11 protein-coding genes are annotated in these 13,645 nt (G+C 73.4%); 5 read left to right on the forward strand and 6 right to left on the reverse strand.

The genetic code is table 11. The features are described 5' to 3' along the window. Positions 1-82: 82 nt before the first annotated feature. Together PZ894_RS10660 and PZ894_RS10665 are read left to right on the forward strand one after the other, a co-directional pair. Positions 83-814 carry an HAD family hydrolase gene (locus PZ894_RS10660; RefSeq protein ID WP_275744599.1) on the forward strand — a complete coding sequence of 244 codons (732 nt, stop codon included), beginning with the start codon at positions 83-85 and terminating at the stop codon, positions 812-814. Further along, a complete protein-coding gene (locus tag PZ894_RS10665) occupies positions 814-1,731 on the forward strand; it encodes an aminotransferase class IV (RefSeq protein WP_275744601.1) in 918 nt (305 codons plus the stop codon). Before PZ894_RS10660 ends, PZ894_RS10665 begins: the two co-directional genes overlap by 1 nt. 41 nt (positions 1,732-1,772) lie before the next feature. On the opposite strand, the gene hemG is transcribed toward PZ894_RS10665, so the two are convergent. After that, entirely contained in the window at positions 1,773-3,140 is a 1,368-nt protein-coding gene (hemG, locus tag PZ894_RS10670) for a protoporphyrinogen oxidase (RefSeq protein WP_275744603.1), read from the reverse strand. A gap of 64 nt (positions 3,141-3,204) precedes the next feature. Here hemG and PZ894_RS10675 point away from each other — a divergent pair, with 64 nt between their 5' ends. Beyond that, complete coding sequence (locus PZ894_RS10675) at positions 3,205-4,131, forward strand: DUF4349 domain-containing protein (RefSeq protein WP_275744605.1); 927 nt, start codon at positions 3,205-3,207, stop codon at positions 4,129-4,131. A 1-nt stretch (position 4,132) separates the two neighbouring features. Here the strand turns inward: PZ894_RS10675 and hemE are convergent, their stop codons facing one another. Further along, the gene (hemE, locus tag PZ894_RS10680) at positions 4,133-5,188 is read right to left on the reverse strand and encodes a uroporphyrinogen decarboxylase (protein WP_275744607.1); all 1,056 of its coding nucleotides are present in this window, start codon (positions 5,186-5,188) and stop codon (positions 4,133-4,135) included. A 70-nt stretch (positions 5,189-5,258) separates the two neighbouring features. Between hemE and PZ894_RS10685 the strand changes: the two genes are divergently transcribed. Together PZ894_RS10685 and PZ894_RS10690 are read left to right on the forward strand one after the other, a co-directional pair. Continuing rightward, positions 5,259-5,909 carry a DUF3000 domain-containing protein gene (locus PZ894_RS10685; RefSeq protein WP_275744609.1) on the forward strand — a complete coding sequence of 217 codons (651 nt, stop codon included), beginning with the start codon at positions 5,259-5,261 and terminating at the stop codon, positions 5,907-5,909. Positions 5,910-5,913: 4 nt separating this feature from the next. After that, positions 5,914-7,167: an HRDC domain-containing protein gene (locus PZ894_RS10690; protein ID WP_275744611.1), complete on the forward strand. Its 1,254-nt coding sequence runs from the start codon at positions 5,914-5,916 to the stop codon at positions 7,165-7,167. Positions 7,168-7,170: 3 nt separating this feature from the next. On the opposite strand, the gene PZ894_RS10695 is transcribed toward PZ894_RS10690, so the two are convergent. The 4 genes from PZ894_RS10695 to hrpA all read right to left on the reverse strand — a co-directional run bounded on the left by PZ894_RS10695 (position 7,171) and on the right by hrpA (position 13,570). Continuing rightward, a complete protein-coding gene (locus PZ894_RS10695) occupies positions 7,171-8,550 on the reverse strand; it encodes an extracellular solute-binding protein (protein ID WP_275744613.1) in 1,380 nt (459 codons plus the stop codon). A 108-nt stretch (positions 8,551-8,658) separates the two neighbouring features. Further along, on the reverse strand, positions 8,659-9,042 hold the full coding sequence (locus PZ894_RS10700; RefSeq protein ID WP_275744614.1) for a type II toxin-antitoxin system PemK/MazF family toxin: 384 nt from the start codon (positions 9,040-9,042) through the stop codon (positions 8,659-8,661). A 165-nt stretch (positions 9,043-9,207) separates the two neighbouring features. Beyond that, positions 9,208-9,804, reverse strand: a complete 597-nt coding sequence (locus PZ894_RS10705; RefSeq protein WP_275744615.1) for a hypothetical protein — start codon at positions 9,802-9,804, stop codon at positions 9,208-9,210. A gap of 7 nt (positions 9,805-9,811) precedes the next feature. Continuing rightward, positions 9,812-13,570: an ATP-dependent RNA helicase HrpA gene (gene hrpA / locus PZ894_RS10710; protein WP_275744617.1), complete on the reverse strand. Its 3,759-nt coding sequence runs from the start codon at positions 13,568-13,570 to the stop codon at positions 9,812-9,814. Positions 13,571-13,645: the final 75 nt, after the last annotated feature.

Below are 13,645 nucleotides of genomic sequence, written 5' to 3' on the forward strand. Positions count from 1 at the left end.
GTGAGTGGGTGCTGCTCGATGACCAGAGGTTCGCGGGCCCGATGTCCCGGCGACGAGGGACAACGGGGCAGACTCGTGCCCGATGACGACTCGGATCGCGATGTGGTCGGGACCGCGCAACCTGTCCACGGCGATGATGCGCAGCTTCGAGAACCGCGCCGACTGCTCGGTGGTGGACGAGCCGCTGTACGCCGCCTACCTCGCGGCGACCGGCCTCGACCACCCCGACCGGGACGCCGTCGTCGCCTCGCAGCCGACCGACCCGGCCGCCGTCGTCGACGCGCTGACGTCGGGGTCGGTGTCGACGGCGGTGCAGTACCAGAAGCACATGACCCACCACGTGCTGCCGTCGGTGCCGCGCGGGCCGCTCGCCTCGCTCACCCACGCGTTCCTGGTGCGCGACCCGGAGCGGGTGCTGACGTCGTACGCGAAGGTGCGCGACGAGCCCACCCTGGAGGACCTCGGGCTGCCGCAGCAGCTGGAGCTGTTCGAGACCTACGGCGGGCCGGTGGTCGACGCGGCCGACGTGCTGCGCGACCCGCGCGGGACGCTGGGCGTGCTCTGCTCGGCCCTCGGGATCCCCTTCGACGACGACATGCTGGCGTGGCCGGCCGGACCGCGCGACACCGACGGCGTGTGGGCGCCGCACTGGTACGCCGGCGTCGAGGCGTCGACCGGCTTCGCGCCGTACTCCCCCGGCTCGGGCGACCCGCTGCCGGACCGCCTGGCGCCGCTGCTCGAGCGGTGCCTGCCCTACTACGAGGCGCTCGCGCCCTACCGGCTTCGACCGCCACGGCAGACCGAGGAGAGCTGATGCAGCAGCAGTGGGACGAGCGCAACCGCGACCTGGTCGTCGGCATCGACGACCGACTCGTGCACCGGGACGAGGCGGGGATCAGCCCCTTCGACTCGGTCGTGCAGGGCGGCGACGCGGTCTGGGAGGGGCTGCGCCTGCACCGCGGGCGGATCTTCAAGCTCACCGAGCACCTCGCGCGGCTGCGCCGCTCCGCGCACGCGCTGGCCTTCACGTCGGTGCCGTCGGACGACGAGATCGTCGCGCGCCTGCGGGCCGTCCTCGCCGCCAACGAGATGACCGACGACGTGCACATCCGCCTGACGCTCACCCGCGGGGTGAAGATCACGAGCGGCATGGACCCCCGGCTCAACCAGTCCGGCCCGACGCTGATCGTGCTGGCGGAGTTCAAGTCGCCGGTCTACGACGACAGCGGGATCTCGCTGGTCACCTCGTCGGTGCGCCGCACCCGACCGGACTCGCTCGACCCGAAGATCCACCACAACAACCTGCTCACCTCGATCCTGGCGAAGGTGGAGGCCAACGTCGCCGGCGCCGACGACGCCCTGATGCTCGACGACGACGGGTTCGTCGCCGAGACCAACGCCACCCACGTCTTCCACGTCCGCGGCGGGGCCGTCCGCACCTCCACCACACGCGCCTGCCCGGAGGGCATCACGCGCGAGACGATCCTCGAGATCTGCGCGGGATCCGACATCCCGGTGTCCGTCGGCGACTTCTCGCTGACCGAGGTCTACAACGCCGACGAGGTCTTCGTCACCGGCACCATGGGCGGCGTCACCCCGGTCCTCACCGTCGACGGCCGCACGATCGGCTCCGGTCGCCCCGGCCCGCTCGTCGCCAGGCTCGCCACGGCGTATGCCGAGCGCACGGCTGTCGAGGGGACGCTGGTGGTCGCAGGTCGGGATAGTCCCTGACGTTTTCGGGGTCTCCGCCCGCTCCCACACCCCCGAAATCGTCAGGGACTATCGCCCAGGCCGGCCACTGCGCGGTGAGCCGAGGCGATGACGGCGGGGATGCCGACGCCGTCGTAGGCGGCACCGCAGAGGGCGAGGCGAGGGACGGCGGCCACGGCCGCGCGGGCGCGGGCGATGCGGTCGAGGTGGCCGACGGCGTACTGCGGGAGGCCGCCGCCCCAGCGCTGGACGTGGGTGTCGACGGGGCGAGCCGTGACCCCGACGGCCTCCGCGAGGTCGGCGAGCGACCAGGCGACCAGCTCCTCGTCGGCGGCCTGGAGCGCCGTCGCCTCACCGTACCGGCCCAGCGAGGTGCGCAGCAGGAGCAGCTCCGCCCCGTCGACACCGCCGGCCGTGCGGACCCAGCCCCACTTGGCGAACGAGAACGTCGACGCCTTGATGCGGCGCGCGTCGACCGGCGGCACCAGGAAGCCGGAGGAGGCGGTGGCGTCGAGCGCCGGCGCGTCGGCGGCGCGGAACGCGAAGGTCACCACGGCCATCGACGCCGACTCCACCTCCGCCAGCGCCGCCGCCGCCACGGGCGCGACCGACGACAGCAGTCGGGCGGTCGGCGCGGCGGGGGTCGCGAGCACGACCGCGTCCGCGGCGACCAGCTCGGGTGCGGTGGTCGGACCGACCACCAGCTCGAAGCCCGAGACGGCGCGACGCAGCTCGCGCACGGTCGCGCCGGTCCGCACGGTCAGTCCCGCGGCCAGCGCCTCCGGGAGCTGACCCATCCCGCCCGGGATGCCCGCGAAGACCGGCCGGTCGTACGCCGTGGGCGCCGATGCCGCCTGCTCCAGCACCGACCCGCGGGAGGCGTAGCTGACCAGCTGCGGGACGGCCGCGCCGGCGGAGATGAGGCGGGCGTTGCCGGCGTACACGCCACCCAGCAGCGGCTCGACGAGCCGGTCGGTGACCTCGGCACCGAAGCGGCGGTCCACCAGAGCTCCGACCGAGACGTCCTCCACCAGGTGCTCGGGCGGCAGCGACGGCTCGCGGCGCACCCGCTCGACGCCCTCCGGCGACAGGACCCCCGACGCGGCGAGCTGCCCCAGGTCGAGCGGCACCCCCATGAGCGAGCGGGGCAGCGGGCGCAGCGCGCCCCGGGTCCAGATCCGTGACGAGGCGGTCGTCGGGTGCTCGATCGGCAGCCCCATCTCGCGCGCGAGGTCGACGCCCTCGGGTCGTCGGTTGAGCATCGCCTCGGCGCCGACGTCGACCGTCACGCCGGCCACCGCGACCCGGTGCAGCTTGCCGCCGACGCGCGCCGAGGACTCGAGCACGACGACGTCGTGGCCCGCGGCGACCAGGCGGCGGGCGGCGGTCAGGCCGGCCACGCCGGCACCGACCACGACCACGCTGACCACGCGCCCAACTCTGTCAGACCCGCCGCGGCGGAACCGACCGGGTGCACGCGCCGTCCGAGCCGGCATGAACCGCTCACTCATGCGTCTCGTGGCGACGGCGATCCTCGGGACCGCGCTGGCCGCAACCCTGGTCGGCTGCTCCGGCGACAGCGACAGCGACAGCGGCGGCACCTCGGACAGCCCGGCGGCCGCGCGAGCCCCGGAGGTGGCCGACGCCGACCGGGCCGGCGCGGCCAGCCTCGCCGAGGACGCCGCGGCCCGCGAGGAGGCCGCCCCGGAGGTGCCCCGCGCCGTGATCCGCAAGGGCAACGTCGCGCTGCGCGCCGACGACGTCGGCCGGGCGCGGATCGAGGTGCAGAAGGTCGTCGACCGTCATGCCGGCGAGGTGACCGAGGAGGAGACCCAGTCCGATGACGACGGCGACGCGGCGTACACGCGTCTGGTGGTGCGGGTGCCGTCCGACGACTTCGCCGACGCCGTCACCGAGCTGAAGAGGATCGGCGAGCTCGAGTCGGCGAACACCAACGAGGACGACGTGACGACCGAGGTCATCGACGTCCGGACCCGGATCAAGGTGCAGGAGCGCAGCATCGACCGGATCTCGATCCTCTTCCAGCGAGCGGAGAGCATCCGCGACATCATGGCGATCGAGTCCGAGCTCTCGCGACGGCAGGCCGAGCTCGAGTCGCTGCAGCAGCAGGCGGCCTACCTCGACGACCAGACCTCGATGTCGACGATCGTCGTCAGCATCGACCGGGTCCCCGCGAAGCGCAGCGAGCCGGTGGAGGACGACGACACGGGCTTCCTGGCCGGCCTGTCCGCGGGGTGGGGCGCGCTGTCGACGTTCGCGGTCGGCCTCGCCACCGCCCTCGGCGCGCTGCTGCCGTGGCTGGTGGTCGGAACGGTCGTCGGCGTGCCGGCGCTGCTGCTGGTGCGGTCGCTGCGACGGCGTACGCCGCCGGCGGCGCCGGGTGACGCCTCGGCCGAGTGAGTCAGCCGAGCGGGTAGCCCTGCACGAACTCGGTCAGCCGCTCGAGCTGGTCGGGGTCCGTGGTGGGCAGCACCCCGTGGCCGAGGTTGAAGACGTGGCCGCGGGCCTGCCGGCCGGCGTCGATGATCTCGCCGGCGCGCGCGGTCATCACCTCGGTCGGCGCGAAGACCAGCGTGGGGTCGAGGTTGCCCTGCACGGCGCGGTCGCCGACGCGGGTGATCGCCTCGCCCAGCGGCGTGCGCCAGTCGACGCCGACCACGTCGGCACCGGCCTCGCCCATGAGGCCGAGCAGGTTCGACGTGCCGACGCCGAAGTGGATCCGCGGCACGCCGAGCTCGCCGGCGCGGGCCAGCACCCGCGCGGAGTGCGGCATGACGTGCTCGCGGTAGTCGCCCGGCGTGAGCGCACCTGCCCACGAGTCGAAGAGCTGGACCGCCGAGGCACCGGCGCCGACCTGCACCTCGAGGTAGGCAGCGGAGATGCCGGCGATCTTGCGCATCAGCGCGTCCCAGACGTCGGGGGCGCCGAACATCATCGCCTTGGTGCGGGCGTGGTCCTTGGAGGGCCCGCCCTCCACGAGGTACGACGCGACCGTGAACGGCGCGCCCGCGAAGCCGATCAGCGGGGTGCCGCCGAGCTGGCCCACGAGGTCGCGCACCGCCTCGGCGATGTAGGGGACGTGCTCGGGGGTGAGGTCGGGGATGCGCGCGACGTCCTTCGCCGTGCGCACCGGGCGCGCGACGACCGGACCGACGCCGGGCTTGATCTCGAGGTCGACCCCGACCGCCTTGAGCGGCAGCACGATGTCGGAGAAGAAGATGGCCGCGTCCACGCCGTACCGCCGGACCGGCTGCAGCGTGATCTCGGTCACCAGCGCGGGGTCCATGCAGGACTCGAGCATGCCGATCCCCTCGCGGACGGCGAGGTACTCGGGGAGCGAGCGACCGGCCTGGCGCATGAACCACACGGGCGTGTGCGGCACCGGCTCACCCCGGACCGCCTTGAGGAAGGCGCTGTCCCGCAGCTGCTCCGGGAGGGGGTCGTTCGGGGCCGGCATGAGCGAAGCCTCGCAGGTCGGTCGGCGTGTTCGCACATCCACGACGCGCGGACCGACCTACTGTGAACCCATGGTGGTCGGTCAGGAGACCCACCCGGGAACGGGTGCGGGCGCGGCTCCCGCGGAGTTCCGCGAGGCCGTGGCCACCATGCACGCCGCGCGGCTGCGGCCCGAGGTCCTCTGCGAGGAGATGCCCGCGCCACAGCGGATCGCCCCGTGGGCGTCGGCACTCTCCGCGGACGTGACCGTCGAGGGCACCGACATCGGCACCGGTCGGATCATCCTGCTGCACGACCCGGCCGGCAACGACGCGTGGTCGGGCACCTTCCGCTGCGTGGCCTACGCCCGCGCCGAGGTCGACCTCGACCTGATCTCCGACCCCATGCTGGCGGCCGTGGGCTGGACCTGGCTGACGGAGGCCCTGGAGGAGCACGGCGCGTCGTACGTCGCGGCCTCGGGCACGGTCACCCGGGTCGCCACCGAGAGCTTCGGCGGGATGGCCGACGAGGGCGGCACCGCCCAGGTCGAGATCCGCGCGTCCTGGACGCCGGTGGTTCCCGAGGCCGCCCCGGACCTCGCCCCGCTCGACCTCGCCCCGCACGTCGAGGCCTGGGGTGAGCTGCTGTGCACCGCGGCCGGGTTGCCGCCGGTGCCCGACGGGGTGGCCGTGATGCCGAGCCGTCGGGGGCAGCGAGGCGGTGGGCCCGGTGGCGGACACTGACCCGATGTCCGACGACGACACCACGCCCCCTCCCCCGCTCCTCACGCTGCGCGACGGCCTGCCGCCCGTCGTCGAGACCGAGGCCGGGCTGGCCGAGGTGTCCGACGCGATCGCCGCCGGGAGCGGACCGGTGGCGATCGACGCCGAGCGGGCGTCCGGCTACCGCTACTCCTCGCGCGCCTACCTGATCCAGCTGCGCCGCGAGGGAGCCGGCACCTTCCTCGTCGACCCGATCGCCTTCGAGTCGCTCGAGCCCCTGCAGCGCGCCCTCGACGGCACCGAGTGGATCCTGCACGCCGCGACGCAGGACCTGCCCTGCCTCGCCGAGGTCGGGCTGCGGCCGGCCCTGCTCTTCGACACCGAGCTCGCCGGCCGCCTGCTCGGCTACCCGCGCGTCGGCCTGGCGACCCTGGTCGAGCAGCTGCTCGGCTCGCGGCTGGCCAAGGAGCACTCGGCCGCCGACTGGTCGACCCGGCCGCTTCCGGCGCCGTGGCTGGAGTACGCCGCGCTCGACGTCGAGGTGCTCGTCGAGCTCCGCGGACTGCTCGGCACCGAGCTCGAGAAGGCCGGCAAGGGCGAGTGGGCGCGCCAGGAGTTCGAGTACCTGCGCGGCTTCGAGCCGGTGCCGCGCACCGATGCGTGGCGACGCACCTCCGGGGTCCACCGGGTGCGCGGCCGGCGACCCCTCGGCGCCGTACGCGAGCTCTGGCAGACCCGTGACGCGATCGCCGCGGAGCGTGACGTGACACCGGGCCGGATCATCCCCGACGCGGCCATCGTCGCCGCCGCCACCGCGATGCCGACCGAGCGCGACGCGCTGCTCGGCACCCAGGGCTTCCACGGGCGCGGCGCCGAACGCTATGCCTCCCGCTGGGTCGCGGCGCTGCGCCGCGTCGCCGAGATGGACGAGTCCGACCTCCCCACGCGCACCCCGCGCGGCAACGGCCCGCCGCTCCCTCGCGCGTGGGCCGAGAAGGACCCGGTGGCCGCACGCCGGCTGGCACTCGCCCGCCAGGGCCTCACCGAACGGTCCGAGGAGCTCTCGGTGCCGGTCGAGAACCTGCTCACCCCCGACTACCTGCGCCGCACCCTCTGGACGCCGCCGTCGACCCGTGACGCCGTCCGGCTCGCTCCCGCGGTCGCGGAGCGGCTGGCCGGGTACGGCGCCCGTCCGTGGCAGATCGAGATCGACGCCCCGATCCTCACCGACGCGATCATCACCGCAGAGTCCGAGGCTGCGGCCAGCGAGACCGGCTGAGGGCTACTGCGCGTCGGTCTCGCTCGGCTCCGGCGACTCGGAGGCCGACTCGGAGGCCGCTTCGGGGTCGAGGATCGGGCGGGACGCCTCGTCGATCTCGGTGGTGACGGCGTCGAGGTCGAGGACGCCGACGCCGAACACCAGCTGCCGCAGCTGGGGCGCGACGGTCTCCTCGAGCTCGGCGAGCGTGTCGACCAGCGGTGCGACCGCCATGGAGCGCACGCTCGAGTTGAAGAGCTCCGCGTGCTCGGGCCGACGGCCGGGCTGGAGGAAGTCGTCGGAGAGCGCGACCTCGACGTTCGCGGGCTGGAGGTATCCCGTGCGGCTCACCAGCGACACGGAGTCGGCGCCGATCTCGTGGACGATGAAGTCGGCCGCGATCGACGGCGCCGGCGTGGTCGCCGACATGCACAGCGCGGTCACGTCGCCGACGGTGGCGGCGCCGTCGAGTCGGGGCATCGGCAGCACGTCGAAGTCGAGGTCGGCCTTCGCGCGCAGCACCGGCACGAGCGACCGGTCGCCCGCGATCATGCCGAGCTTGCCGCGCAGGAACCACCGGCGCGCCGGCGCCTCGTCGAGCTGGGTCTCGTCCAGGGTGACCTGCGGGTTGCGGAGCAGCTCGAGGGTCCTCTCGAGCGCGTCCTTGCTGCCGTCGCTGGAGAAGGTCAGCGACGTCGGCGCCTCGGAGTCGTCGAAGACCGAGCCGCCACCGGAGTCGATGAACGGCGCGAGCCCCTCGATCGTCGCGTCGATGTGCACGCCCTTGGCGCCGCGGGCCGGGCGGCTCGCGAACTCGGCGGCCGCGACGAACTGCTCGAACGACCAGCCGGTCGCATCCTCGTCGGGGGCCTCCAGGCCACGGTTGCGCATCCGGTCGAAGTTCACGAGGCGCTTGTTGTAGTAGACGACGTGGGGCGTGACGCCGTACGGCATGCACTGGAGGTGGTCGTCGGCGCTCAGCTCCTCGAGCGCGCTGCGCGTGTAGTTGTCACCGAACTCCACACCACGCTCGTCGAGCAGCTCGTCGACAGGCTGGGTGTACTCGTTGTCGAGCAGCCAGCGCAGGTCGGAGCGCGAGGCGAGGAACACGTCCGGCACCGCCGCGCCGTCCTCGATGTCGGTGCGCATCGCCTCGTGGGAGGGCCAGCTCCGGATCTCGACGTCGACGTTGTCGGGGTCGAGGTTCCACGGGTCGACGGTGGCCTTGAAGGCGCGCTGCACGTCGTGCGGGCCCACGACGCCGAACGTCAGCTGCTCGGGCACCGGCGGCGCGGCGCTGGTCGTGGGGTCGGGCGGCGTGGGCTCCTCGGAGTCACCGGTGCAGGCCGCGGTGGTCAGGACCGCCGCCACCACGACGATCGCCACCATCCGGTTCTTCCTCAACCGTTCCTCCTCACCCTCACCCAGCGACTCTCGCCGACGTGCCCACAGACAGGCGCCCGGGGCCACGCCCGGGCGCGGCCACCATATCGACCTGCGGGTGACCTCCGCTCAGTCGAACGTGTGGTGACGGCGTGCGGCGTCGGTCACGCGCGCGAACGTCGCGGGGTCGAGCGCCGCGCCCTCGCGGCGCACGGCGCCCGCGTCGAGCCGGATCAGCCGGTCCAGCCGCACCTCGCTCGGCCGCCGCGACCGGTCCCACCCGCCGGCCCCGACGTCCATCCAGTAGCGGCCCCAGCGCGCCTCCTGCGCGGCGTCGCGGTCGTGGTCCTTGCTGGTCAGCATCAGGCCGAGCAGCTGGCCGTCCTGGACGCCCACCAGCAGCACGGGACGGTCCTTGCCCCGGTGGGGGTCGTCCTCGTAGGGCACCCAGCCCCACACGACCTCGCCCGGGTCGGGGCGGCCGTCGGCGCGTGGCGCGTACGAGACGGCCACCGGTGAACCGGAGCGACGACGGACCAACCGGCGAAGCAGACGCATGGTCTCGAGGATAGAAGCACGCCGGACCGGGAGCGCCTCACGGCGCGTGGCCGCTCGAAGCGGCTGATTTTGGGACCCGGGGCTGCCGCGGCCCGGCGTGCTCCGAGCAGTCTAACGGCCTCAGGCCAGCGGATGTTCCAGTTCGGCGTGACCGGCCGCCTCGAGCTGCTCGGAGAGCACCAGCATCCGCTGCACCTCGGCCTCGGTCGGGCCGCTCAGCGCCGCGCGCCCGGTGGCGACGACCCGCGCGAACGCCGCCGCCCGCAGCAGGACGTCGGCGAAGTCACTTCCCGCGATGCCGCGCAGCACCGCGTCGATCATCGCCCGCAGCTGCTCGGGCCCGGGCGGTTCGGCGACGCCGGCGACGACCCGCGCCACCGGCGCGCCGCGCTGGCCGGCCTCGAACTCGCGGGAGACCGCGACCGGATCGGCGTACACCCACGACCGCAGCAGGTAGAGCCGCCACAGGCAGCCGGCCAGCGAGTCGGCCGGCGCGCCGGACCAGACCTCCGCGATCGTCTCGATGCCCTCGCTGTCGGCCAGCCGCAGCACCCGCTCGGCGACGGCCGCGTCGTCGGAGCCGCGGGCGCCGCGCACGAGCAGGTGCGCCGCGCGGTCGGCGGCCTCGCTGACCAGCGCCGGATCGGCGCCACCGGTGAGCGCCTCGAAGAAGTTGCTCCCGGGCGTCATCGGCCGGTGGTGCTGGCGGTCCGTCACGGCTGCATCACCCCTGCAGGCTACGTCGGATGCGCTGGTCGCTGACCGGGTACGCCGTGCCGAGCTGCTGCGCCCACAGCGAGACGCGGTACTCCTCCAGCATCCAGCGCACCTGACGCAGGGCGTCCCCGGGCGGGCGACCCTCCGGCAGTGCGGCGAGCCGGTGCAGGTGGGCGTCCTGGACGTCGCCGATCTGGTCCATGAGCTGCCGATCGCGGTTGATCTGGCCGGCCAGCCGGTCGCGGCGGTGCTCGAGCGCGGCGAGGTAGGTCGGGTAGCGGCGCAGCCGGGTCGCCCCCGCCTCGCCCACGAAGCCGGCGTGCACCAGCCGGGCCAGCTGCGCACGCATGTCGGTGAGGGCCGGCAGCATCGTCATCTCGGCGCGGCCGCTGAGCGCCTTCTCCGCGCGCCGCCACCCGTCGAGCACCCGGATCACGTCGGCCATCGTGGCCCGCACCCGGGCCTCGTGGTCGCGGGTGGCGGCGGCCAGCAGCGCGTCGTACGCCGCCTCGTCGCGCACCGGCGGGTGCGCGTCGACGACGTCCTGCACGACCGCGGCGCGGACGTCCTCGAGCAGGTCGGCGACGCCCGGGTACGGCGAGCCGGCGAGGCCGAGCTTCTCGACGTTGGTGAGCCCGTCGACGATCGCCTTGACCGGCGAGGGCAGCGCGAGCAGCAGCAGGCGACGTACGCCGAGCCGGTGCCGCGCCTCCTGCTCGTCGGCCGAGCCGAAGACCTCGAGTCCGACCGTCGCGCCCTCGTCGACCAGGGCCGGGAACACCTGGACCTCGTGACCCGCCCGCTTCCGGGTGAACGACGGCTCGACGGTGCCGAAGGTCCAGGCGGTCTCACCGCTGCGCGCGAGGCCGCTGTCGGTGGCGACCTCGGCGATCGCCTCGGCGAACTGCGGGCGCAGTGGCTCCTTGAGCGCCTCCAGGTCCTTGCCGCGCGCCTGCTCGCGGCCGTCGTCGTCGACGACGCGGTAGGTCGGTCGCAGGTGCTCGGGCACCTTCGACCAGTCCCAGGCCTCGCGCGGGACGACGACCCCGGTCGTCGACCGGCACCAGCGCTCGAGGGCGTCGAGCAGGGGCTCCTCCCCCGGAGGCACGGCTCCGAGGAACTCCCGCGCCCGGTCGGGTGCCGGCACGAAGCTGACCCGCAGGCTCTTGGGCAGGCTGCGGATCAGGCTGGTGACCAGCTCCTCGCGCAGGCCCGGCACGTTCCAGGAGAAGTCGTCGGACTCGACCCGGTTCAGCGTCGCGACCGGCACGTCGATGGTGAGGCCGTCGTCGGCCTCCCCGGGCTCGAAGTGGTAGCTGATCGGGAACGTGAGGGTCTCCCCGACCCACTGCTCCGGATAGTCCGCCTCGCTGACCTCGTCGGCGGTGTCGTGGGTCAGCATCGACAGGTCGAACGTGAGCAGGTCGGGCGTCGTCCGCCGCGCCTGCTTCCACCACTGGTCGAAGTGCGCGCCGCTGACGACGTCGGCGCCGACGCGCTCGTCGTAGAAGTCGAAGAGCGTGTGCTCGTCGACCACGATGTCGCGGCGCCGGGCCCGGTGCTCGAGCTCCTCGGCCTCCTCGAGCAGCCGGCGGTTGGTGTCCATGAAGCGGTGGCGAGTGTGCCACTCGCCGTAGACGAGCGCGTGCCGGATGAAGAGCTCGCGGGCGAGCGCGGCGTCGACCTTGCCGTAGGAGACGAGGCGGTCGGCGACGAGCGGTACGCCGTACAGGGTGACGCGCTCGTAGGCCAGGACGGCCGCGCGCTTCTTGCTCCAGTGCGGCTCCGAGTAGGTGCGCTTGACCAGGTCGCGGCCGAGCCGTTCGGCCCACTCCGGCTTGATCGCGGCGTTCTGGCGCGCCCACAGGCGGCTGGTCTCGACGAGCTCCCCGGCCATGAGGAACTGCGGGTTCTTGCGGTGCAGCACGCTGCCCGGGAAGACCGAGAAGCGCGCGCCGCGGGCGCCGAGATACTCCCGCGGTCCGCGCTCCTTCCTGTCTCGCTCCTCGAGCAGACCGATGTGGCTGAGCAGCCCGGAGAGCAGCGCCTGGTGGATCCCATCTGCATCCGGGCTGTCGGCCGCGTGACCGACCTGGATCCTCATCTCCTTCGCCACCTGGCGGAGCTGGGACTCGAAGTCCTGCCACTCGCGGACGCGCAGGTAGTTGAGGAACTCCCGCCTGCACATGCGCCGGAAGGCGGAGGATGACAGCTCCTTCTGCTGCTCCTTGAGGTAGCGCCAGAGGTTGAGCCACGTCAGGAAGTCGCTGCCGTCGACCTTGAAGCGGGCGTGGAGCTGGTCTGCCTGCGCCTGCTCCTTCGGGTGGTCCGCGCCCGGCCGCTCGCGCGGGTCCTGCAGCGACAGCGCGGCGGCGATCACGATGACCTCGCGGACGCAGCCGAGCCGCTCTGCCTCGATGATCATCCGCGCCAGGCGCGGGTCGATCGGCAGCCGGGCGAGCCGCCGCCCGAGCTTCGTGAGCCGGCCCTCCCTCAGCGCGCCGAGCTCCTCGAGGAGCTGGACGCCGGACTGCACGTTGCGCCGGTCGGGCGGCTCGACGAACGGGAGCCGCGCGATGTCGCCGAGGCCGAGCGAGGTCATCTGGAGGATGACGCTCGCCAGGTTGGTGCGGAGTATCTCCGGGTCGGTGAACTCCGGGCGGCCCTCGAAGTCCTCCTCGGAGTAGAGCCGGATCGCGATGCCGGCCTCGACGCGGCCGCACCGACCCGAGCGCTGGTTGGCCGAGGCCTGGCTGATCGGCTCGATCGGCAGCCGCTGCACCTTCGTGCGCACCGAGTAGCGGCTGATCCGGGCGACGCCGGTGTCGACGACGTACCGGATGCCCGGCACGGTCAGCGACGTCTCGGCGACGTTGGTGGCCAGCACGACTCGGCGTACGGCGTTGCCGTGGGAGCTGAAGACGCGGTGCTGCTCGGCCGCGGTCAGCCGGGAGTAGAGCGGCAGGATCTCGGTGCGCGGCAGGTCACCGAGGGCGTCGGCGGTGTCGCGGATCTCGCGCTCGCCGGGCAGGAAGACCAGAACGTCGCCCGGCCCCTCGGCCGACAGCTCCTTGATCGCGTCGACGATCGCCTCGGTCTGGTCGCGGACGACGACCTCGCCCTCCTCGTCCTGCTCGTCGAGGGCCATGAGCGGCCGGTAGCGGACCTCCACGGGGTAGGTGCGGCCGGAGACCTCCACGACCGGGGCGTCGAAGTGCTTCGCGAACCGCTCGACGTCGATCGTGGCCGAGGTGATGATCAGCTTCAGGTCGGGCCGGCGCGGCAGCAGCCGCTTGAGGTAGCCCAGCAGGAAGTCGATGTTGAGGCTGCGCTCGTGGGCCTCGTCGATGATGATCGTGTCGTACTTGCGCAGCTGCCGGTCGCGCTGGAGCTCCGCGAGCAGGATGCCGTCGGTCATCAGCTTCACGCGGCTGCTCTTCGAGGTCCGGTCGGTGAAGCGCACCTGGTAGCCGACCAGGTCGCCGAGCTCGGTGCCCAGCTCGCTCGCGATCCGCTCGGCGACCGACCGCGCGGCGATCCGGCGCGGCTGGGTGTGCCCGATCAGGCCTCCCCCGGATCCGGTGCGGTCACCGCGGCCGAGCTCGAGGCAGATCTTCGGGAGCTGGGTGGTCTTCCCGGACCCCGTCTCCCCGGCGACGATCACGACCTGGTGGTCGCGGATCGCCGCGGCGATGTCATCGCGGCGCTGGGTGACCGGCAGCTCCGGCGGGTAGGCGATCTGGAGCTGGGGAGAGGACGCGGACATGACCGGCCCATTCTGCCCGGTCGGTGGTGGCTTCGAGACAGGCGCCAGCGCGCCTTCCTCAACCACCGAAGCCAC

Source organism: Nocardioides sp. YIM 152315 (genome assembly GCF_029210375.1).
Lineage (GTDB): Bacteria > Actinomycetota > Actinomycetes > Propionibacteriales > Nocardioidaceae > Nocardioides.